General features: G+C 67.2%; 21 protein-coding genes and 1 tRNA gene. 11 read left to right on the forward strand and 11 right to left on the reverse strand.

What is annotated here, in order from left to right:
- Positions 1-14: 14 nt before the first annotated feature.
- From gtdA to WG922_RS06055, 7 genes are all read left to right on the forward strand, one after another.
- Positions 15-1070: a gentisate 1,2-dioxygenase gene (gene gtdA / locus WG922_RS06025; protein ID WP_340281375.1), complete on the forward strand. Its 1056-nt coding sequence runs from the start codon at positions 15-17 to the stop codon at positions 1068-1070.
- Positions 1067-1768 (forward strand): fumarylacetoacetate hydrolase family protein, encoded by a 702-nt coding sequence (locus tag WG922_RS06030; RefSeq protein ID WP_340281376.1) that lies wholly within the window; start codon positions 1067-1069, stop codon positions 1766-1768. Before gtdA ends, WG922_RS06030 begins: the two co-directional genes overlap by 4 nt.
- 126 nt (positions 1769-1894) lie before the next feature.
- Complete coding sequence (locus WG922_RS06035; protein WP_340281377.1) at positions 1895-2371, forward strand: TRAP transporter small permease; 477 nt, start codon at positions 1895-1897, stop codon at positions 2369-2371.
- The gene (locus WG922_RS06040; protein ID WP_340281379.1) at positions 2368-3687 is read left to right on the forward strand and encodes a TRAP transporter large permease; all 1320 of its coding nucleotides are present in this window, start codon (positions 2368-2370) and stop codon (positions 3685-3687) included. Before WG922_RS06035 ends, WG922_RS06040 begins: the two co-directional genes overlap by 4 nt.
- Positions 3688-3753: 66 nt before the next feature.
- The gene (locus WG922_RS06045; RefSeq protein ID WP_340281381.1) at positions 3754-4821 is read left to right on the forward strand and encodes a TRAP transporter substrate-binding protein; all 1068 of its coding nucleotides are present in this window, start codon (positions 3754-3756) and stop codon (positions 4819-4821) included.
- A gap of 101 nt (positions 4822-4922) precedes the next feature.
- A complete protein-coding gene (locus WG922_RS06050) occupies positions 4923-5468 on the forward strand; it encodes an NUDIX hydrolase (RefSeq protein ID WP_340281382.1) in 546 nt (181 codons plus the stop codon).
- A gap of 324 nt (positions 5469-5792) precedes the next feature.
- Entirely contained in the window at positions 5793-6221 is a 429-nt protein-coding gene (locus WG922_RS06055; protein ID WP_340281383.1) for a CopD family protein, read from the forward strand.
- A 68-nt stretch (positions 6222-6289) separates the two neighbouring features.
- On the opposite strand, the gene WG922_RS06060 is transcribed toward WG922_RS06055, so the two are convergent.
- The gene (locus tag WG922_RS06060) at positions 6290-6754 is read right to left on the reverse strand and encodes a DUF2231 domain-containing protein (protein WP_340281384.1); all 465 of its coding nucleotides are present in this window, start codon (positions 6752-6754) and stop codon (positions 6290-6292) included.
- 9 nt (positions 6755-6763) lie between these two features.
- Between WG922_RS06060 and coxB the strand changes: the two genes are divergently transcribed.
- Genes coxB through WG922_RS06075 form a run of 3 tightly spaced genes read left to right on the forward strand, consistent with a single transcriptional unit; the run spans position 6764 to position 10463 of the window.
- Positions 6764-7483 (forward strand): cytochrome c oxidase subunit II, encoded by a 720-nt coding sequence (gene coxB / locus WG922_RS06065; RefSeq protein WP_340281386.1) that lies wholly within the window; start codon positions 6764-6766, stop codon positions 7481-7483.
- Positions 7480-10020 carry a cytochrome c oxidase subunit I gene (gene ctaD / locus WG922_RS06070; RefSeq protein WP_340281387.1) on the forward strand — a complete coding sequence of 847 codons (2541 nt, stop codon included), beginning with the start codon at positions 7480-7482 and terminating at the stop codon, positions 10018-10020. Before coxB ends, ctaD begins: the two co-directional genes overlap by 4 nt.
- Complete coding sequence (locus WG922_RS06075; protein WP_340281388.1) at positions 10017-10463, forward strand: hypothetical protein; 447 nt, start codon at positions 10017-10019, stop codon at positions 10461-10463. The genes ctaD and WG922_RS06075 overlap by 4 nt, the downstream gene beginning before the upstream one ends.
- Positions 10464-10492: 29 nt before the next feature.
- Here the strand turns inward: WG922_RS06075 and WG922_RS06080 are convergent, their stop codons facing one another.
- Positions 10493-11245, reverse strand: coding sequence for a PRC-barrel domain-containing protein (locus WG922_RS06080; RefSeq protein ID WP_340281389.1), 753 nt, complete (start codon positions 11243-11245; stop codon positions 10493-10495).
- Positions 11246-11537: 292 nt separating this feature from the next.
- Between WG922_RS06080 and WG922_RS06085 the strand changes: the two genes are divergently transcribed.
- Positions 11538-11951: a hypothetical protein gene (locus WG922_RS06085; protein ID WP_340281390.1), complete on the forward strand. Its 414-nt coding sequence runs from the start codon at positions 11538-11540 to the stop codon at positions 11949-11951.
- 292 nt (positions 11952-12243) lie between these two features.
- On the opposite strand, the gene WG922_RS06090 is transcribed toward WG922_RS06085, so the two are convergent.
- The 9 genes from WG922_RS06090 to thrS form a co-directional block, all read right to left on the reverse strand.
- Positions 12244-12320: transfer RNA gene (locus tag WG922_RS06090), tRNA-Pro, on the reverse strand.
- A 229-nt stretch (positions 12321-12549) separates the two neighbouring features.
- Positions 12550-13053 carry a MerR family transcriptional regulator gene (locus tag WG922_RS06095; protein ID WP_340281392.1) on the reverse strand — a complete coding sequence of 168 codons (504 nt, stop codon included), beginning with the start codon at positions 13051-13053 and terminating at the stop codon, positions 12550-12552.
- Between the two features lie 131 nt (positions 13054-13184).
- Complete coding sequence (locus WG922_RS06100) at positions 13185-13532, reverse strand: integration host factor subunit alpha (RefSeq protein ID WP_340281811.1); 348 nt, start codon at positions 13530-13532, stop codon at positions 13185-13187.
- A 48-nt stretch (positions 13533-13580) separates the two neighbouring features.
- On the reverse strand, positions 13581-16001 hold the full coding sequence (gene pheT, locus WG922_RS06105) for a phenylalanine--tRNA ligase subunit beta (protein WP_340281393.1): 2421 nt from the start codon (positions 15999-16001) through the stop codon (positions 13581-13583).
- A 33-nt stretch (positions 16002-16034) separates the two neighbouring features.
- Positions 16035-17081, reverse strand: coding sequence for a phenylalanine--tRNA ligase subunit alpha (gene pheS, locus WG922_RS06110; protein ID WP_340281394.1), 1047 nt, complete (start codon positions 17079-17081; stop codon positions 16035-16037).
- 93 nt (positions 17082-17174) lie between these two features.
- On the reverse strand, positions 17175-17534 hold the full coding sequence (gene rplT / locus WG922_RS06115) for a 50S ribosomal protein L20 (protein ID WP_340281396.1): 360 nt from the start codon (positions 17532-17534) through the stop codon (positions 17175-17177).
- A gap of 24 nt (positions 17535-17558) precedes the next feature.
- Positions 17559-17762: a 50S ribosomal protein L35 gene (rpmI, locus tag WG922_RS06120; RefSeq protein ID WP_340281812.1), complete on the reverse strand. Its 204-nt coding sequence runs from the start codon at positions 17760-17762 to the stop codon at positions 17559-17561.
- Between the two features lie 175 nt (positions 17763-17937).
- Complete coding sequence (gene infC / locus WG922_RS06125; protein ID WP_340281813.1) at positions 17938-18534, reverse strand: translation initiation factor IF-3; 597 nt, start codon at positions 18532-18534, stop codon at positions 17938-17940.
- A gap of 19 nt (positions 18535-18553) precedes the next feature.
- Positions 18554-20461 carry a threonine--tRNA ligase gene (gene thrS / locus WG922_RS06130; protein WP_340281397.1) on the reverse strand — a complete coding sequence of 636 codons (1908 nt, stop codon included), beginning with the start codon at positions 20459-20461 and terminating at the stop codon, positions 18554-18556.
- Between the last annotated feature and the right edge of the window lie 50 nt (positions 20462-20511).

Genomic DNA, 20511 nt, shown 5'->3' on the forward strand with positions numbered 1-20511 from the left:
TCAAAGGAGACCCCATGAACGCTCCCCATCCGTCGGCACGCGAGCGCGAGCAGCTGTATCGCGACATGGATCCGCTGAACCTCACGCCCCTGTGGGAAGTGCTGCATGCGCTCGTGCCGCGCGAGCCGGCCACGCCCTGCGTGCCGGCGCTCTGGAAATGGGACACGGTGCGCCCGCTGCTGCTGCGCGCCGGCGCCGCCATCACGGCCGAAGAGGCCGTGCGGCGCGTGCTGATCCTGGAGAACCCGGCGCTGCGCGGACAGTCGGCCATCACGCAGTCGCTCTACGCCGGGCTGCAGCTGATCCTGCCCGGCGAGGTCGCTCCCGCCCACCGCCACACCCAGAGCGCGCTGCGATTCATCGTCGAAGGCACCGGCGCCTACACCGCGGTGGACGGCGAACGCACCAGCATGCGGCCCGGCGACTTCATCATCACGCCCAGCTGGACCTTCCACGACCATGGCAGCGAGGCCGAAGGGCCGGTGGTCTGGCTCGACGGGCTGGACATCCCCATGATCCGCTTCCTCGACGCCGGCTTCGCCGAAAACGGTGCGGCGCGTTCGCAGGAGGTCACCCGACGCGAGGGCACCAGCTTCGCGCGCTACGGGCACAACATGGCGCCCGTGCGCCACGACGCTCCCTTCGGCGCGACGTCGCCGATCTTCAGCTACCCGTACGAACGCAGCCGCGAGGCCCTGGAGCGGCTGGAGCGCGACGCGCCGGTGGACGCGTGGGACGGCGTCAAGCTGCGCTACGTGAATCCGCTCACCGGCGGCTCGCCCATGCCGACGATGGCCACCTTCATGCAGAGGCTGCCGGCCGGTTTCCGCGGCCGCGGATGGCGCCAGACCGACGGCGCGGTGTACAGCGTGGTCGAGGGCGCTGCCGTGGTGCACCTCGATTCGCCGCGCGGCACGCAGCAATTCGAGGTCGGCGCGCGCGACCATTTCGTCGTTCCTTCCTGGCACACGGCCCGCTTCGAATCCGACGCCGGCTGCGTGCTTTTCAGTTACTCCGACCGTCCGGTGCACCAGGCGCTGGGCATCCACAAAGAAGAAAGGCTGCAATGAGCTACGTATTCCAACCCCCCGCCCCCGTCTCGGCCCCCGTCGTGGGCCGCGCGGAGCGCTTCCCCGTACACCGCATCTACTGCGTGGGCCGCAACTACGAGGAGCATGCCAAGGAGATGGGCTATACCGGCCGCGAGCCGCCGTTCTTCTTCCTCAAGCCGGCCGATGCGCTGGTGGTGGTCGATGCCGGCAGCACCGCCTCCATTCCCTACCCCACGCTCACCAGCAACTTCCACCACGAGATCGAATTGGTGGTGGCCATCGGCACGGGCGGGCGCAACATCAAGGCTGCTGACGCGCAGCGCCACATCTACGGCTATGCCGTGGGCCTGGACATGACGCGCCGCGACCTGCAAGGCGAAATGAAGAAGCAGGGCCGCCCCTGGTGCATCGGCAAGGCCTTCGACCAGTCCGCTCCGATGGGCCCGATCACGCCCGCCGAGCAGGCCGGCGATATCGTCAACGCCGCCATCTGGCTGCAGGTCAACGGCAGCGATCGCCAGCGCAGCACCATCTCCAAGCTGATCTGGAATATCGGTGAAACCATCGAGCACCTCTCGGCCGCATGGGAGCTGCAACCGGGCGATCTGATCTTCACGGGAACGCCCGAAGGTGTCGCGGCGGTCCAGCCAGGTGATACGCTCGCGGGCCATGTCGAAGGCCTGACGCCGATCAGCGTGAAGGTGCAGGCGGCCTGATCGCCTGTGCGGTGAGGGGCTCGCGCTTTTCGCCGCCGCCGCCCGCAGGATGCGCCGGGGCGCAGGGGCGCCCGGATGCGCCGGTGTCTTGCGCCTCGACATGCCACGAACATCGAGGAGACCCGTTTGCGCTTTCTGGAAGCCCTGGCGAAGTTGTGCGCCATCCTGGCCGGTGTGCTGCTCACGTTCATCACGCTGATGACGTGTGCCAGCCTGATCGGCCGCAACACGACCGGAACGACCCTGGTCGGTGATTTCGAGCTCACCGGCGTCGCCACCGGCGCGGCGATCGCACTCTTCCTGCCCTGGGCGCAGGCGACGCGCGCGAACATCATCGTCGACTTCTTCACCGCGCGGGCGGGCACGGGCACCACCCGCACCCTCGACCGCTTCGGCGCCCTGCTGCTCGCGATTGCCATGGCGCTGCTCACCTGGCGCACCTCCGTGGGTGGCCTGAACGCCTGGGAAACCGGCTCGGGAACGATGATGCTCGGCTTTCCCGAGTGGATGGTCTATGCGGTCATGGTGCCGTCCATCGCGCTCACGGCCGTCATCGGCCTGGTGCAGGCCGTGCAGGGCTTCGGCCCGGAGGATCGTCCGTGAGCCCGTTCGCCCTGACCATCCTCATCTTCGCGATGATGCTGCTGCTGATGGCGATCCGCACGCCCATCGCCATCGCGATGTTCGTTGCAGGCGCCATCGGCTATGTGCTGCAGGCGGGCTGGCTGCCGCTGGCGAACTTCCTCAACACGCAGGCCTTCGCGCGCTTCGCCAGCTACGACCTCTCGGTCATTCCGCTGTTCATCCTGATGGGCAACTTCGCCACCCAGGGCGGAATCTCGAAAGCGCTGTTCGAGTTCGCCAGCGTCATCATGGGGCGCTTCCGCGGTGGCCTGGCCATGGCCGCCGTGACCGCCAGCGCAGCCTTCGGCGCCATTTGCGGATCGTCGGTGGCGACCGCGGCGACCATCACCTCGGTGGCCCTGCCCGAGATGAAGCGCCACGGCTACTCCGGCCGGCTCGCCACCGGGACGCTGGCAGCCGGCGGAACGCTGGGCATCCTCATCCCACCGTCGGTGCCGCTGGTGATCTACGCCATCCTGGCCGAACAGAACATCGCCAAGCTGTTCGCCGCCGCCATGGTGCCGGGCCTGATCGCGGTGCTGGGCTACATCATCGCCATCGCGCTGTACGTGCGCATCTTCCCGGGGCACGCGCCCGAACACGACGATGACCGCCCGCGCCTGACCGGCTCGATGCTGGTGGGCGTGCTGCCGATCGCCGTGATCTTCATGCTGGTCTTCGGCGGCATCTACGGCGGCCTGTTCACGCCCACGGAGGGTGCGGCCGTGGGTGCCGCCTCCACCTTCGTGGCGGCGCTCCTGAAGGGCGAGATGACCTGGGGCAAGTTCAAGCAATGCTTCTACGCAACTGCCCAGGCCTCGGCCATGATCTTCATGATCTTCCTCGGTGCCGACCTCATGAACTCGGCGCTGGCGCTGACGCAGGTGCCCGCGCAGCTGGGCGATCTGGTCAAGGGCTGGGACGTCTCCCCGCTCGTGGTGGTCGCAGCCATCCTGGCGCTCTACGTGGTGCTCGGCGCGGTGATGGACGAGCTGTCCATGATCCTGCTCACGATCCCGATCTTCTATCCGGTCGTCATGGGCCTCGACTTCGGCATGCCGCCCGATTCGGTCGCCATCTGGTTCGGCATCATGGTGCTCATGACCGTCGGCTTCGGCCTGCTTGCGCCGCCGGTCGGCCTGAACGTGTACGTCGTGAACGGGCTGGCCAAGGACGTCCCCATCGGCGAAAGCTACCGCGGCGTGCTGCCGTTTCTGCTTAGCGATGTGGTCCGCACGCTGCTGCTGCTGTTCTTTCCCTCGATCTCGCTCTGGCTGGTGCAGTACCTCGTTTGAGGGAAAGCCCCGAAGCCGGGGCGCTCTCCAGAGGGTATGGTCCGGCCATCCCTTTCGGAGACAAGCATGATCCAGCGTCGTACCCTGCTCAAGTCCTCGGCCGCCGTGGCCCTGGGCGCCCCCGGCCTCAGCGGCCTGGCGCAGCAGGCCGTCACCCTCAAGTTCCACACCTTCATGGCGCCGCAGTCCAACGTGTGGCTCACCATGCACAAGCCATGGATGGACAAGGTCGAGAAGGACTCCGGCGGCCGCATCAAGTTCGAGGGCTATCCCGCCATGCAGCTGGGCGGCACGCCGGTGCAGCTGTACGACCAGGCCAAGGACGGCGTGGTCGATATCGTCTGGACCTTGCCCGGCAACACCGCGGGGCGCTTCCCGCGCATCGAGGTGTTCGAGCTGCCGTTCATCATGAACAACGCCGAGGCCACCTCGAAGGCGTACTGGGACTACGTGCAGACGATGGCGCCGGACGAATTCAAGGACACGCAGGTGCTGGCGCTGCACGTGCACGGCCCGGGCATGTTCCACACCCGCGACAAGCTGATCAGGAGCGCCAACGACCTGCGCGGCATGAAGGTGCGCGGCCCCACGCGCCAGATCACCAAGATGCTGGGTTACCTGGGCGCGGTGCCGGTGGGCATGCCGCTGCCGCAGATTCCAGATGCCCTGTCCAAAGGCACCATCGACGGCTGCGTGATTCCCTGGGAGGTGGTGCCCTCCGTCAAGGTGCACGAGCTCACCAAGTACCACAGCGAGTTCGATCCGGCCGGCGGGGCGCTCTACACCACGACCTTCGTGATGGCGATGAACAAGAACAAGTACGAGTCGCTGTCGCCCGAGCTGAAGAAGGTGATCGACGCCAACTCGGGCCAGGCCACCTCGGCCTGGCTGGGCAAGGTCCAGCAGGGCAATGACCCGGTGGGCCGCAAGGCGGCCGAAGACCGCAAGAACACGATCTACACCATCCCGGCGGCCGATGCCCAGGAGTTCCGCCGCAAGGCGCGCCTGGTCGAGGTCGAGTGGGCGGCCGACATGGACAAGCGCGGCTACGACGGCAAGAAGCTGCTCGAGACCGCCCGCGCACTGATCGACAAGCACGGCAAGAACAGCGGCGCGGCAGCCCGCAAGGCCTGACCGAGCCGAGCAGCCAGCGGTTGCGCCCGCCACGCATCCGCAGCAACGGTTTCTCCAAGGCTCCCCCCGGGGAGCTTTTTTTTCGCCCTTACACTTTGGCCATGCTGCGCAGCCCCATCAAACACTGCCGGAACTGCGGCACGGTGGTTGCCTACCGGCTCCCCGACGACGGCGACACCCGCGAGCGCGCGGTCTGCACCTCCTGCGCCACCATCCACTACGAAAACCCGCTCAACGTGGTGGGCACCGTGCCTTACCTGGGCGATCGCGTGCTGCTGTGCAAACGCAATATCGAACCACGCTGGGGCAAGTGGACCTTGCCGGCCGGCTTCATGGAGCTGGGTGAAACGACCGCCGAAGGTGCGGCGCGCGAGACCGTCGAGGAAGCCGGCGCGCAGTTCCAGCTCGAAGGCCTGCTGTCGGTGCTGAGCGTGCCCCGGGTGAGCCAGGTGCATCTGTTCTACCTCGCCCGACTGACCAGCGATCGCTTCGAGCCGGGCATAGAGACCATCGAAGCGCGGCTCTTCACCGAGGCCGAGGTGCCCTGGGACGAGATCGCTTTTCGCACCGTCCGCGAGACCCTGATGCGCTACTTCGATGACCGCCGCCGGGGGAGCATCGGCGTGCATACCCTGGACATCGACTAGGCGCACTCGCGCACCCCCGGCAAGGACACGCCCCTGCACAAGGGGTTGCCGCGCGGGCACGGCGGAGCAATCCCCTGCTTCGACCACCCCCTCGCCCTTTCCCTCCTGCGTTCTCCCGCCCCAGGCTCCTGCGACGCTGCGCGGCACCTGCGCCCGTACTGCCGCAGCCGCTTCGCTGCTGCCCCTGACAGGCGTCGCCCGCAGGCGCGCCGTCCTACAAGAATTTCATCCTGCCGGAGCGTAGGAGGCTGCCCACACGGCTCAATATGGCCGAGTCGTTTCGCCGTCCGCGTGCAGCGGCACACCCTTCCTGCGGAGTCTCTCGTGCCCTGGCTCAAATTGCTGCACATCACGGCCATCGTGTTGTGGTGCGGATCCCTGTTGTACCTGCCCGCCGCGATCGCCGTGGCGGCCGGACCGCAGCCGGCGAAGGTCGTCGATCCGGACCAGCGCGGCCGCCTTCGCATGCTGTTCACGCAGGTCGCCACGCCGGCCGCCCTGGTCGCCATCGCATCGGGCACCGCCATCTTCCTGCTGTACGGGCCCGTCGCGCAGTGGCTGATCGCCAAGCTCGCGGTGGTGGGCCTGCTGGTGCTGGGGCACGGCATGTGCGGCATGCTCATCCTGCGGGCCGAGCGCGCCTCGCAGCCTCATCCGCCGCGCTTCACCCGCACGTTCTGCACCCTGGTGGGGATGGGCTCGGTGCTGTGGGTGGGACTGATCGCCTGGCTGGTGCTCGGGAAACCGTTTTGACGATGGCGAGAGAACCCTCCGTCGCGCACTGCGCCGCGCCCTTGCAGGCGCTGCACAGGCAGCAGCCCTTATTCGGTGGTATCGACGCCCACGGCGTGTTCGTACACCAGGCGTCCGCCGAGATACGCCGCCAGTGCGATGAAGCCGGCCGTGATGACCGACACACCGACGCCCCAGGGATAGACCGCATCGCCGGGACCGACGCTCAGTCGCAGCAGCCAGTTCATGCTGGCGAGCGACAGCATCATGACCGCCATCAAGGCGTGCCCCCAGGCCGTGATGAGTCGGCGCACGCGCCGCACGAACAACAGATCGACCAGGCCGGCCATGCTCGCGATCCATCCACCGACCGCGCCGACCCCGGCCAGCCAGAGTCCGACGCGCGCCCAGAACGGATCGCCGCTCCACAGGAAGCCCACGTCCGCCGGCACCAGCGCGATGAGGGCGGCCACGGGAAAGTGGATCATCATCGGATGCAGGGGATGACCCTTGATCGCGGCGACGCTGAGGATCGGCTCGGGGTTGGCGGACATGGACGCATTATGGGAGCGCGTGCGGGGTGCGCGGGGGCCCTCCTCGCGCTGACCGGCTGCGGTGGGCCGCTCTCCACGCTCGCTCCGATGGGCCGCTCGGCCGATGCCATCGCGCTGGTCTGGTGGTGGATGCTCGGTATTTCGGTGGTGGTGCTGACCGGGGTGCTGGTGCTGTGGCTGCTGGCCATGCGCTCGCGCCGCGACCACACGCCGCAACAGGCGCAGCGTGCCGCGCGCTGGTGGTTGATCGGCGGCGGGGTGCTGCTGCCGGGGGCGGCCATCCTGGCGCTGATGTTCTTCGGCGCACCCGCCGGCACGCACCAGCTGCCGCTTGCACGCAGCGCGGGTGAAGGCCCGCAAGCGCTGGAGGTACGCGTGACGGGCAACCGCTTCTGGTGGGAGATGCACTACACCGAGGCGGGGGTTCGCCTGCGCAACGAGCTGCGGCTGCCGGTAGGACGCGCCGTGGACGTGCACGTGACCAGTGCCGACGTGATCCACTCGTTCTGGATTCCACGCCTGGCAGGCAAGCTGGACGCGCTGCCGGGGCGCGTGCAGGTGCTGCGTCTGCACCCCGAGCAGGCTGGCCGGTTCCTGGGGCAATGCGCCGAGTACTGCGGCGTGGAACACCCCTTCATGAAATTCGAGGTTTACGCGATGGAGCCGCAGGCTTTCGACGAATGGCTCGCGCAGCGCCGCGGCGCTGCCATGCAGGAGCCCGCACGATGAGCGAGCCTCTTGCGCAGGGCCCGGCGCGCGACCCCGACCGCCTGCACGAAGAGTTCGAGCGGGTGTGGGGCAACCCCACCGGATGGCGCGCGCTGTCCGTGGTGAACCACACGATCGTGATGCGCCGCTTCATGGTCACCGCGGCGATCTTCTTCCTCATCGCAGGTCTGCTGGCGATGCTCATGCGCGCGCAGCTGGCGCGGCCCGAGCACCACTTCATGACCGGGGAGGCGTACGCGCAGGCCTTCACCATGCACGGGACGATGATGATGTTCCTGTTCGCGGTGCCGGTGCTGCAGGGGCTCGCCGGCTACCTGCTGCCCAAGATGCTGGGCGCGCGCGACCTCGTCTTTCCGCGGCTGTCCGCCTTCGGATACTGGTGCTATCTGTTCGGCGGCGTCATCCTCACCTCGAGCCTGCTGATGGGTCTCGCGCCCGATGCCGGCTGGTTCATGTACACGCCCCTGTCGAGCCAGTTCACGCCCGGATTGCAGTCCGATTTCTGGCTGCTCGGCGTCACCTTCGTGGAGATCTCCACGATGTCGGCTGCCATCGACCTGATCGTCTCGATCCTGCGCACCCGCGCCACGGGCATGGGCTTGCAGCACCTGCCGGTCTTCGCCTGGGCCGTGCTGGTCAGCTCCTTCATGATCGTGCTGGGCTTTCCGCCGCTGATCCTCGGGTCGATCCTTCTGGAGATCGAACGCGCGGCCGGCTGGGCCTTCTTCGATCCACAGCGCGGGGGCGACCCGTTGCTCTGGCAGCACCTGTTCTGGCTGTTCGGCCATCCGGAGGTCTACATCATCTTCCTGCCCGCCGCGGGGGTGGTCTCCACGCTGGTGCCGGTGTTCGCAGGCAGGCCGCTGGTGGGCTACAGCTGGGTCGTGCTGTCGCTGATCGCCACCGGGTTCCTGAGCTTCGGCCTGTGGGTGCACCACATGTTCGCCGTCGGCATCCCGGCGCTCGCGCAGGCCTTCTTCGCGGCGGCGAGCATGCTGGTGGCGATCCCGAACGGCATCCAGGTGTTCTCCTGGATCGCCACCCTGTGGAGCGGCCGCCCGCGCTGGTCACTGCCGATGCTGTGGCTGGCGGGCTTCGTGGCGATCTTCGTGGCAGGCGGGCTGACCGGGGTCATGGTCGCCTTCGTGCCCTTCGACTGGCAGGTGCACGACACGCACTTCGTGGTGGCACACCTGCACTACGTGCTGATCGGCGGCATGCTGTTTCCGCTGGTCGCGGCCATCTACTACTGGCTGCCGCTGTTCAGCGGCCGCATGGCCTCCGAGCGGCTCGGGCAGGTGGGCTTCTGGCTCACCTTCATCGGCTTCAACGGCACCTTCCTCATCATGCACTGGACGGGGCTGATCGGCATGCCGCGAAGGGTGTTCACCTACGCCGAGGGCCTGGGCTGGTCCATGCCCAACCTGGTCTCGTCGATCTTCTCCTTCGTGCTCGCCATGGGCACCGCCGCGGTGCTGCTCGACTGGCTGCTGCACTTCCGCTGGGGACGCAAGGCGCTTTTCAATCCGTGGCAGGCCGACACGCTCGAGTGGGGCGCCGGGATGCCGCCGCGTTCGTACAACTTCGCAAGCCTGCCGCCGCTGCCCACCCGTCACCCACTCTGGGACGACCCCATGCTGGCGCAGGAGATCGCCACCGGCCGGCACGCCCTGCCGCACGCTGCGCACGGCCGGCGCGAAACGCTGGGCTGCAACCCGATCAGCGGCGAGCCGCGCGAGGTGATCCACCTGCCCGGCAACTCCTGGTGGCCGCTGCTGGCTGGGCTGCTGCTGGCCGCCTTGTGCATCTGCCTGCTGCTCAAGACCTACTGGGTGGCGCTCGGGCTGGCGGTGTTCGCGGTGCTGGTGCTGCTGCGCTGGTCGTGGGAGAACGGGGAGCATGCACTCGGTGAAACGCCGGACGACCCCGACCTTCCGCAGGGCCTGGAACTGCATCCACGCACCTTCGACGGCCCCGGCCTCTGGGGCACCGGCCTCACGCTGCTGGCGGACACCGCCCTCTACGCATCGCTGGTGTTCGCGTGGGCCTACCTGTGGACCGTCGCGCCCGCGTGGAACCCGCCGGCAGAGTCGCCGATCGGCATGGTGCCGCTGGCCGGCGTGGCGCTCGCTTTCATTTGCGCGATGCTGGTGACGCGCCGCAGCGTCATGCGCCTGCGCCGCGGCGAAGGCAAGGGGCTGGGTGGGCACATGCTGCTGGCCGCCGCCCTCGGCCTCGCCGGCTGCGCCGGACTGGCCTGGCTGCTGCTCTTCGCGCCACTGCAGCCAACGCAGACCGCCCACGACGCCCTGCTGGCCTTCACGCTGTGGTTCCTGGTGGTGCACGGCGGGATGTGCAGCGTGGCCAGCGCCCTGCAGGCCCTACGTGCCCACGTGCGCTGGCGCTACGTGTCCACCGACGCCCCCTACGAGCCGCACATCGTGCTGATGCTGTGGCAATTCACCGCGCTGGCTGCGCTTGTGGCGTGGGGCGCGATGGCCCTGCTGCCGCCGTTGATGGGAGCGTACGGAGGATGAGGTTCTTCGCACCCCACCATCCGCTGCAACTCGTGGCGGGCCAGTCGGCGTGGCTGCTGTGGTTCGCCCTGGTGTACGGCGCGCAGGCGGTGGCCTGCGTGTTCGCGGCGCCCGACCCTGCGCGCGGTCCGCTGAACGCGATCAACTTCACACTGCTCGCGCTGTCCGCGCCGGTGGCGGCCGGCCTCGCCTGGGCAGCCTGGACGTGCTGGCGCGCCGCGCGCGCGCAACCGGACACCTCGCAGGAGGAGCCGGCGATCACGCCACGCCCGAGCACCGTCGCCGCCATGGGAGCGCGCTCCGGTGAGGCGCCCGCGAAGGCCTCGACTCCGGCGGCGCGCACGCGCTTCATCGCGCGCACCAGCGGCTGGCTCTATGCCGCTGCGTCGGCCCAGACGCTGTTCGTTGCCGCGACGCTGCTGATGGTGCCGCCCTGCGTCTGAGCGCAACGACGGGCTCCGGCGCGAGCCGGTCAGGTCCCGTCCGCGTCGGCAGGGGAGCTGGCCTTGATGTCTTCGCGGGTGAGGTTGACCTCCACCTCGCGCTGCGCCCAATCGACGCCGTGCAGGCGCTCGGCGGCCACTCCCACGCGCTTGCCCGGGAGCCACTTGCCGGTATCGACGATCAGTTGCGTGATGCGCCATGTGCCTTCGTCGAACAGCAGATCGTCCAGGCTGCCGATGCTGCCGTCCACCGCGCGGATGTGGTAGCCGATGACTTCGCTGCTGCTGCGCAGGTGCGGGTCGGACGCACGCCGCAGGGCTTCGCGCTCTTCGGCCGCCACGCGATCGGCCGGCGCCGCGTCGCGCTGGTCGGCGGCGATGGCACCGGCAGCGCCGGCACCCGCAGCCTGACCTGCGTAGGCCATGGGATAGGCCAGTGCGCCCCACGTCTCGAAGCCGGTCCAGTAGTACGGGTAGCCGTAGTAGTCGTAGTGCTCCATCTCGTGCTGCCGCGATACCGGTTTGTCGGTGTCGATGCCGGGCGCCTTCTCGATCTGATCGCGGCTGAGATTGGCGACGATGGTGCGGCTGTCGTGGTCGAGGCGTTCGACCGCATGGGGCGACACCAGCACCTGGCGTCCGGTGATCCAGCCGCCGGTGTCCACCACCAGATGGCGCACGATCAGCCGGTCGTCGTCGAAATAGACGTCCTTCACACGCCCCACGCGACCGTCGCGTGCATGAACTTCGAACTTGGTCAGTTCGCTGATGCTGCATGTCATGTGGCTCTCCTCGGTTGTCTGCAATCCTGTTGGACGCGCAGCCGCATCGCTCGTTCGCAACCGTACATGCGCTTGCAAGCGCGTGCGCAGGACGGGGCCGATTGCGCGGGATGTCCGGCCTGGCGTCCGACAGGGCATCGGATCGTTAGGACAGGGCCAACCGACCCGTGCGCAGCCGTCCGACGCCGATCGTCCCGGCGGCCCGACGCCAATGCTGAGCCCCTATGCAGTCCCATGGGGGCACAGGCGAAAACGCCTGTCCATACGCCAGCAATTCAAGAAGGAGTACGACATGACTGATCAATTCAAGCTGAAAGGTCTGATGGCCGCTGCCGCCGCCGCCTTTGCCGTGGGCGGCGCGTTGGCCCAATCGGTGCCCCCTGATGCCGACGTCGCGAACGAAGCCATCGGAGCCGGCCAGCAGAATGCCTATGGCGCCCCGATGGGCGAGACCGGCATCAACGAAGTGGTCGAGGCGGCTCCGGCAGCCGTATTCGTGCCCATCGCCGTGGTGACCCCGGCGCAACCGGTGGTTCAGGCGCCCGCCGAAGTCATCATCGTGACGCCGCCCGAGGCCGAGCGGGTTGCCCAGGCGCAGCCCGAACCGCGCCAGCCTGAGCCGCAGGTGGCGCAGGCACCGGTGTTCACGCCACAGGAGCCGGCACGCACGTTCGAAGCGCCTCGCATGCGTGCCGACCGCAACTGATAGAGCTTCGACGCCCTCTGCGCGAGCGCGCAGTCGAAGCAAGGGCCCCCAGCGCACGCTCGGGGCGCCCTCCCCGACAGCCACGCACCCTGGTCGCTTGCCCGGACGGCTTCTACCCAATTGCTCCGATGCGAACCCGCTGCGGCGCGCGTCTGCATGTTCGAGTGCCCTGCACGTCGCGTTTCCACACGCCTTCAGGCGGCTGATAGCGCGGCCACTGCCCTCACCCAGCGGGATGAGCGCACAAGCAGAACAGCCCGGTACCTTTTCAGGTACCGGGCTTTCGAGTCAATGGTCGGCGTGGCGGGATTCGAACTCGCGACCCCTTGCACCCCATGCAAGTGCGCTACCAGGCTGCGCTACACGCCGACAAGCCTCAGATTATAGCCGGCGTTTGGCGCCGTTCTTTGCAGCTCGACGAGAGCGGGCGACTAAATGTGGGTCTGTGTTCGAACGCATCGGGCTGCCGGTTGCACGGCCGAGAAACAAGCCAGAAGTGTCGCTGCCTGCAGCCGCGATGCTGCACGAACTGCCTGCACAAACGCAGCCGACTCCCGCACCGCACTGAAAACCGCGCGCTGGCGCCGAACGGCAAGGCTCACCGCGGCGGCGACAGGAGATCGCGGATTTCGCGCAGTTCCTGCCGCAACTGGCCGAGCGCGTGCGCCAACTCATCGACTGCGAGTCCAGCCGAGAGCGCAGTGTCGCCCGGTTCCGCTGCTGCCTGCAGTTCGGACTCTCCGAAGTCGCTCTCGCCGCCGAAACCGGAGTCGCTTGCATCCAGATCGACCAACTCGTCGCCCGCCAGCATCGCCTCGCCGATGCGCCGGCGATCGCGATCGCCCTGTGCCAGTTCCTGGAGCTTGTTGCGCGCGCCGCTGATGGTGAAGCCCTGGTCATAGAGCAGGTCACGGATGCGGCGAATCATGAGCACCTCGTGGTGCTGGTAGTAGCGCCGGTTGCCGCGGCGCTTCATCGGGCGCAGCTGGGTGAACTCCTGCTCCCAGTACCGCAGCACATGGGGCTTGACGCCGCACAGCTCGCTGACCTCGCCGATGGTGAAGTAGCGTTTGGCGGGGATCGGAGGAAGCGTCTTCTCCATGGCGGATCAGCAAGCGGGTGAGCGGGGAGCTGCGAGGTTACTCCAGCCGCATGGACCACGCCAGCGCGAGCTGCGCCGACCACCGGGCTGGGAGACGTGTGGGTGCGGCCCGTGCCTTTATCGCTACGACCTCACTCAGCGTCGCGCCCGTCGAGCAAGTCCGGCCCGGGTCCCTGGATCTGCTCCTTGAGCTTGTGGCTCGCATGGAACGTGACGACGCGGCGTGCCTCGATCGGAATGGACTCGCCCGTGCGCGGATTGCGTCCGGGGCGCGGTGCCTTGGTGCGGATCTGGAAGTTGCCGAAGCCGCTGATCTTCACGTCCTTGCCCTCGATCAGGCTGGCGGCGATCAGGTCGAAGAAGGCATCGACCATGTCCTTGGACTCGCGCTTGTTCAGGCCGATCTGCTCGAACAGCAGTTCGGACAGCTGGGCCTTGGTGAGGGCCGGCGTCTCCAGGCTCTCGACGGTGAAATCCATCCCGTCGCCCTCGAGCTCATCGTTGTGATTGGTGCGTGCGTCCATGCCTCAGGTTCTCAGCCGCCCCTCGAGGTCGGAGGCGATGCGATCGACCACGGCACGCACGGCGGCGTCGATCTGGTCGTCGGTGAGTGTGGCCAGCGCGCTGCCCAGGGTCAAGCGCACCGCGAGGCTTTTCTCGTCGGGTGCAAGGCCACCCATCGCCTGCTGCGGCTTGTACACGTCGAACAGGAGCGCGTCGCGCAGCAGCCCACCGGTATCTGCGGCGTGGATCGCCTGCAGCAGCGCGTCGTGCCGCACGTCGTCCGACACGATGATGGCCAGGTCGCGCTCGACCGGCTGGAAGCGCGGCACTGGCTCGAACACCGGCTGCCGACGCGCCAGGACGGCGTCGAGGTCCAGCTCGAACAGCAGCGGCGCACCGGGCAGCTCCCAGCCCTGACGCCACTGCGGGTGCAACTCACCCAGCACGCCGATCTCCTGGTCACCGAACCATACGGACGCGCAGCGCCCGGGATGCAGTGCGGGATGCGCGGCCGCCCGGAACTCGGCCCGTGCGGGTGCGAGCAGCGACTCCACGTCGCCCTTGAGATCGAAGAAATCGGCCGCGGGCTGCCCCTTGCGACCCCACTGCAAGCCATCCGGGGTGCCGTACGCGAGCCCGGCGATCCGCATCGGCTGGCGCACGCCGCGCACGGTCGTGTCCGTGGTCTCGACGCCTTCGTCGCGCAGGAACACGCGCCCGAGCTCGAACACCCGCACGCGTTCCGCGCGTCGATCGAGATTGTGTCGCAGCACCTGCAGCAAGGAGCCCATGAGCGAGGAGCGCATCACACCCATCTGGCTGGCGATGGGGTTGAGCAGGCGCACGGGGTTGGCGTTACCGGCGAGGTCGCGCTCCCAGGCCTCCTCGACGAAGCTGAAGTTGATCGTCTCCTGGTAGCCGAGCGCGGCAAGCAGGCGCCGCACGGCGAAGCGACCGCGCCGAGACTCGGGTATCGGGCGGGCGACGACCGGCGCAAGCGGCGGAGTAGTGGGCAGATTGTCGTACCCGACGATGCGCACCACTTCTTCGATGAGGTCCTCTTCGATCGCCAGATCGAATCGGTGGGGCGGCGGCACGACGGTGAGGACGTCACCGTCGATGTCCACGTCCAGACCCATGCGGCCCAGCGCCTCGCTGCACTGTGCGGCGGTGAGCGGCATCCCGATCACCTTGGCCGCGCGCGTTGCCCGCAGCCGCACCGGCTGGCGCTCGGGCAGCGCGACCACATGGTCGTCGATGGGGCCCGCTTCGCCGCCGCAGATCTCCTGGATCAGGCGGGTGATGTGCTCGATGTGCTCGACGGTCTGGCTCGGGTCCACGCCGCGTTCGAACCGGTGGCCGGCGTCGGTCGAGAAATTGAAGCGACGCGAGCGGCCCTGGATGGCCTGCGGATGCCAGAAGGCAGCCTCCACGTACACGTTGCGCGTGGCGTCCGACACGGCGCTCGAATCACCGCCCATGATGCCGGCCAGCGACTCCACCTGCGCCTGGTCCGCGATGACGCCCACGCGCTCGTCGAGTTCCACGACGTTGCCATTGAGCAGCTTGAGCGTTTCGCCCGCCCGGCCCCAGCGGACTTCCAGCGCGCCGTGGATCTTGTCGAGATCGAAGATGTGCGAGGGGCGCCCGAACTCGAACATCACGTAGTTGGAGATGTCCACGAGCGCCGTGACGCTGCGCTGACCGCAACGCGCAAGCCGGTCCACCATCCACTGCGGCGTGCGCGCGCGCGTGTCCACGTTGCGCACGATGCGGCCGGAAAAACGCCCGCAGAGGTCGGCGGCTTCGACCCGCACCCGTAGCCGCGCGTCGTGCTGCGGCTGGACCGGCGCGAATCGCGGCGCCTTCAACGGCACGCCGGTGAGCGCGGACAGCTCGCGTGCGACGCCATAGACGCTCAAGGCGTGCGCCAGGTTGGGTGTGAGTTTGAGCGTGAACAGGGTGTCGTCGAGGGCAAGCACCGAACGCACGTCCGCGCCGAGCGGCGCGTCTGCGGCAAGTTCGAGCAGCCCCCCGTGGTCTTCGCTGAGTTGCAGTTCACGGGCCGAGCACAGCATCCCTTGGCTTTCCACGCCGCGCAGCTTGCCCAGCTGGATCTGCAAAGGCTTGCCGTCTTCGCCCGGCGGCAGCTCGGCGCCGACCAGCGCACAAGGCACGCGAATGCCGGCACGCGCGTTCGGCGCCCCACAGACGATGTTGAGAAGCGCGCCCTGTCCAACGTCCACCTGGCAGACGCGCAGCCGGTCGGCGTTGGGGTGCTGCGCGGCCTCGCGGATCTCACCCACCACAACGCGGCTGAAGGGCGGCGCCACAGGCCGCAGATCTTCAACTTCAAGGCCACCCATGGTCAGGGTGTCGGCGAGTTCGCGGGTGGTGAGCGGCGGATTGCAGAATTCGCGCAGCCAGGACTCGGGGAATTGCATGTCGGGTCGTCGTTGTCGGTTGGCGGAACGGGCTCAGCGGAACTGGCGCAGGAAGCGGATGTCGCCCTCGAAGAACAGGCGCAGGTCGTTCACGCCGTATCGCAGCATGGTCAGACGGTCCGGTCCCATGCCGAACGCGAAGCCGATGTACTTCTCGGGGTCGAGTCCCATGTTGCGCACGACGGTCGGGTGCACCTGTCCGGAGCCGGCCACCTCGAGCCAGCGACCGGCGAGCGGGCCGCTCTGGAACTGGATGTCGATTTCGGCACTCGGCTCGGTGAACGGGAAGAAGCTCGGGCGAAAGCGCAGTGCCAGGTCGTCGCTCTCGAAGAAGGTGCGGCAGAAAGCGGTGAACACGACCTTCAGGTCCTTGAAGCTCACGTTCTGTCCAAGCCAGAGGCCCTCGCACTGGTGGAACATGGGCGAGTGCGTGGCGTCGCTGTCCACCCGGTAGGTGCGTCCGGGCGCGATCACACGTATCTCGGGCATGTCCTCGCGTCCGGCGAACTTCTTGATGTGCGCATGCGCGTAGCGCACCTGCATCGGGCTGGTGTGCGGGCGCAGGTTGTAGGGGATGCCGTCTTCGCCGTCGATATCGACGTAGAAGGTGTCCTGCATCGACCGCGCAGGATGGTTCGGCGGATTGTTCAGCGAGGTGAAGCTGTGCCAATCGCTCTCGATTTCCGGCCCGTCGGCTACGTCGAAGCCCATGCTCGCGAAGATCTGCTCGATGCGCTCCATGGTGAGGCTCACCGGGTGCAGCCCGCCGAGCTCCCGGCGGCGGCCCGGCAGCGTCACATCGAGCGCCTCCGCTTCCAGCTGGGCTTGCAGCTCCGCATCGGCCAGCGCCTTGCGTCGGGCATTCAACGCGTCCTCGATGGCCTGTTTCGCCTGGTTGATGGCGGCGCCGCGGCCTTTCTTTTCCTCGGGGCTGAGGGCGGCCAGGCCCTTCATCAACTCGGTGATGCGGCCGGACTTGCCGACGAAGCGCGCCTTGGCGTCTTCGAGCTGTGCCGGCGCAGCGGCCTGGGCGAAGGCCGCCCGCGCGGCATCGACAATGGAATCGAGTTCGTTGCTCATGGGGAAAAAAACAGGGCTAGTGCCTGCAAGCCCTAGCCCTGTCGAGGTTGGTTGCACCGGGCGCCGACCCAAGGGCCGGCGCGCGACGTGAACTCAAGCCGCCAGCTTGGCCTTGACTTGCTCCACGATGCCGGCAAAAGCGGCCTTGTCGTGCACGGCGATATCCGCGAGGACCTTGCGGTCGATCTCGATACCGGCCTTGCGCACCCCGTTGGCGAACTGGCTGTAGGTCAGGCCCAGTTCACGCGCGGCGGCGTTGATACGCGCAATCCACAGCTGACGGAAAACGCGCTTCTTGGTACGACGGTCGCGATAGGCATACTGCCCCGCCTTCATCACCGCTTCTTTGGCGATGCGGAAGACGTTGCCGCGGCGGCCGCGGAAGCCCTTGGCCAGGGCGAGGACTTTCTTGTGGCGAGCGCGGGCTGTTACACCACGTTTGACGCGAGGCATGCGTTACTCCTTGTTCGTCGTTGATCAGAGGCCCGCGAACGGGAGCATCTGCGCGATGTGACCCATATTGGTCTCATGCACAGTCACCGCACCACGCAGGTGCCGCTTGTTCTTGGTGGTCTTCTTCGTGAGGATGTGGCGCTTGAACGCCTGTCCACGCTTGACGGTTCCACCGGGACGAACGCGAAAACGCTTCTTCGCGCTGCTCTTGGTCTTCATTTTGGGCATGTACATGCTCCTTCTTCATTTGTGCTCGTGAGGCGCCGCGAACCTTCCGCGGACTTGCTGGCCCCGAGCCACTTCTATTCGGGCGCTCCGAAGAGCGCCCTTCTTGATACGAGCGGGCGACCAACCCACTCGCGACCAACCTGCAATTGGTGCGAGGCGACGCGCGCCTCGGATGTCAGGCCGAAGCGCCCTGCGCCTCGGAAGGCGACTTGGCCGCCGGCTGCGGCTTCTTGCGGCCAGGAGCGATCATCATGATCATCTGACGCCCCTCGAGCTTGGGGAACTGCTCCACGAGGATGGTGTCGCCGAGCTCGTCGCGGATGCGGTTCAACAGCGCCATCCCGATCTCCTGGTGGGTGATCTCGCGGCCCCGGAAGCGCAGCGTGATCTTGCACTTGTCGCCCTCGGCCAGGAACCGCCGAATGTTGCGCATCTTGATGTTGTAGTCACCGTCGTCCGTGCCCGGGCGAAACTTGACTTCCTTGATCTCGATGACCGTCTGCTTCGCTTTCGCTTCCGCCGCCTTCTTCTGCTCCTGGTACTTGAACTTGCCGTAGTCCATCAGCCGACACACCGGCGGATTGGCTGTGGCCGCAATCTCGACCAGGTCCACGTCCAGTTCGCCAGCCATGCGCAGAGCTTCCTGCAGGCTCACGATGCCGAGCGGCTCGTTCTCGGGACCCGAGAGGCGAACCTCAGGGGCCATGATTTCACGGTTCAGGCGGTGCTTGCGTTCCTCGCGGTGGCGACGGTCGCGAAAATCAGTAGCGATGGTGTGCTTCCTTTGAAAATCAGGTCTTGTCGGCAATGTTTCGGGCGATGATGCGGACGAACTCCTCGACCGCCATCACGCCAAGATCCTTGTTGCCCCGGGCGCGAACCGATGCAGCGCCTGCAGCCTTTTCCTTGTCGCCCACGACCAGGATGTAGGGCAGCTTCTGCAGCGAATGCTCCCGTATTTTATACGTGATTTTTTCGTTGCGAAGGTCGAGCTCTACCCTAAGCCCTTGATTTAGCAGCGTTTTGCCGACTTCGCGGGCGTAATCGGCTTGCGCGTCGGTGATGTTCAGCACGGCCACCTGCACCGGAGCGAGCCACGCCGGCAGTGCACCGGCGTGCTGCTCGACGAGGATGCCGAGGAAACGCTCCATGCTGCCCACGATGGCCCGGTGCAGCATGACTGGCCGGTGCCGGTTGCCGTCCTCTCCGACGTACTCGGCGTCCAGCCGCTCGGGCATGGAGAAATCGACCTGCATCGTGCCGCACTGCCACTGGCGCCCGATGGCGTCCTTGAGCGTGTACTCGATCTTCGGACCATAGAACGCGCCGTCGCCCGGGGCGATCTCGAACTCGCAGTCCGATGCGCGCAGGCTTTCCTTGAGCGCGTGCTCGGCCTTGTCCCAGCTCTCATCGGAGCCGATGCGCTTTTCGGGCCGCGTCGCCACCTTGTAGATCACCTCCGTGAAGCCGAAGTCACGATAGACCTTCTGCAGCAGCGCGGTGAACGCAGTGCATTCACCCAGGATGTGGTCTTCGGTGCAGAAGATGTGGCCGTCGTCCTGGGTGAAGCCGCGCACCCGCATGATGCCGTGCAGCCCGCCCGTGGGCTCGTTGCGGTGGCACTGGCCGAACTCGCCGTAGCGCAGCGGCAGATCGCGGTAGCTCTTGACGCCTTGCTTGTAGATCAGGATGTGCCCAGGGCAGTTCATCGGCTTGAGCGCATAGTCGCGCTTCTCCGATTCGGTCGTGAACATGTTCTCGCGGTACTTGTCCCAGTGGCCTGTCTTCTCCCAGAGCGTCTTGTCGAGCAGCTGCGGCCCCTTGACCTCCTGGTAGCCGTTGTCGCGGTAGACACGGCGCATGTACTGCTCGACCTCCTGCCAGACGGTCCAGCCCTTGGGGTGCCAGAACACCACCCCTGGCGCATGGTCGTCGATGTGGAACAGGTCGAGCTCGCGCCCGAGCCGACGGTGGTCGCGCTTTTCAGCCTCTTCCAGCATGGTGAGGTACTGCTGCAGTTCCTCCTTGGTGGACCAGGCCGTGCCGTAGATGCGCTGGAGCATCTCGTTGCGATGGTCGCCGCGCCAGTAAGCGCCGGCCACTTTCATGAGCTTGAAATGCTTGAGTTTTCCGGTGCTCGGCACGTGCGGACCGCGGCACAGGTCTTCGAAGCCGCCTTCCCGGTAGAGGGACACATCCTCGCCAGAAGGAATGTTGGAAATGATCTCGGCCTTGTACTGCTCGCCCAGGCCCTTGAAGTGCGCGACCGCCTCGTCACGCGGCAACACGCGCCGCGTGACGGGCTCGTCCTTGGCCGCAAGGTCCGCCATGCGCCGCTCGATGGCAGCGAGGTCTTCGGGCGTAAAGGGCCGCTTGTAGGCGAAGTCGTAATAGAACCCGTTCTCGATAACCGGCCCGATGGTCACCTGGGCATCGGGAAACAGCTCCTTCACGGCATAGGCCAGCAGGTGCGCGGTCGAGTGGCGGATCACGTCGAGGCCGTCGGGATCCTTGGCGGTGACGATGGAGACCCTGCTGTCGTGCTCGATCAGATGCGCGGTATCGACAACTTTGCCGTCCACCTTGCCGGCCAGGGCCGCCTTCGCCAGCCCGGCCCCGATCGAGGAGGCCACTTCGGCGACCGTTACGGGGCCGGGGTATGCGCGCTGTGAGCCGTCGGGAAGCGTGACTTGAATCATGGTCTGGAGATGGAAGAACGAGAAAAAGAAGAAAGCGCGGTCGATTGCCG

Origin of the sequence: Ramlibacter sp. AN1015, from assembly GCF_037726105.1 — a bacterium.
Classification (GTDB): Bacteria; Pseudomonadota; Gammaproteobacteria; order Burkholderiales; family Burkholderiaceae_C; genus Ramlibacter.

Coding starts and splice junctions, on each gene's coding strand:
- gtdA (WP_340281375.1), top strand. CDS start 15: ATGAACGCTCCCCATCCGTCGGCACGCGAGCGCGAGCAGCTGTATCGC.
- WG922_RS06030 (WP_340281376.1), top strand. CDS start 1,067: ATGAGCTACGTATTCCAACCCCCCGCCCCCGTCTCGGCCCCCGTCGTG.
- WG922_RS06045 (WP_340281381.1), top strand. CDS start 3,754: ATGATCCAGCGTCGTACCCTGCTCAAGTCCTCGGCCGCCGTGGCCCTG.
- WG922_RS06050 (WP_340281382.1), top strand. CDS start 4,923: ATGCTGCGCAGCCCCATCAAACACTGCCGGAACTGCGGCACGGTGGTT.
- WG922_RS06060 (WP_340281384.1), bottom strand. CDS start 6,754: ATGTCCGCCAACCCCGAGCCGATCCTCAGCGTCGCCGCGATCAAGGGT.
- coxB (WP_340281386.1), top strand. CDS start 6,764: ATGGGAGCGCGTGCGGGGTGCGCGGGGGCCCTCCTCGCGCTGACCGGC.
- ctaD (WP_340281387.1), top strand. CDS start 7,480: ATGAGCGAGCCTCTTGCGCAGGGCCCGGCGCGCGACCCCGACCGCCTG.
- WG922_RS06075 (WP_340281388.1), top strand. CDS start 10,017: ATGAGGTTCTTCGCACCCCACCATCCGCTGCAACTCGTGGCGGGCCAG.
- WG922_RS06080 (WP_340281389.1), bottom strand. CDS start 11,245: ATGACATGCAGCATCAGCGAACTGACCAAGTTCGAAGTTCATGCACGC.
- WG922_RS06085 (WP_340281390.1), top strand. CDS start 11,538: ATGACTGATCAATTCAAGCTGAAAGGTCTGATGGCCGCTGCCGCCGCC.
- WG922_RS06095 (WP_340281392.1), bottom strand. CDS start 13,053: ATGGAGAAGACGCTTCCTCCGATCCCCGCCAAACGCTACTTCACCATC.
- WG922_RS06100 (WP_340281811.1), bottom strand. CDS start 13,532: ATGGATTTCACCGTCGAGAGCCTGGAGACGCCGGCCCTCACCAAGGCC.
- pheT (WP_340281393.1), bottom strand. CDS start 16,001: ATGCAATTCCCCGAGTCCTGGCTGCGCGAATTCTGCAATCCGCCGCTC.
- pheS (WP_340281394.1), bottom strand. CDS start 17,081: ATGAGCAACGAACTCGATTCCATTGTCGATGCCGCGCGGGCGGCCTTC.
- rplT (WP_340281396.1), bottom strand. CDS start 17,534: ATGCCTCGCGTCAAACGTGGTGTAACAGCCCGCGCTCGCCACAAGAAA.
- rpmI (WP_340281812.1), bottom strand. CDS start 17,762: ATGCCCAAAATGAAGACCAAGAGCAGCGCGAAGAAGCGTTTTCGCGTT.
- thrS (WP_340281397.1), bottom strand. CDS start 20,461: ATGATTCAAGTCACGCTTCCCGACGGCTCACAGCGCGCATACCCCGGC.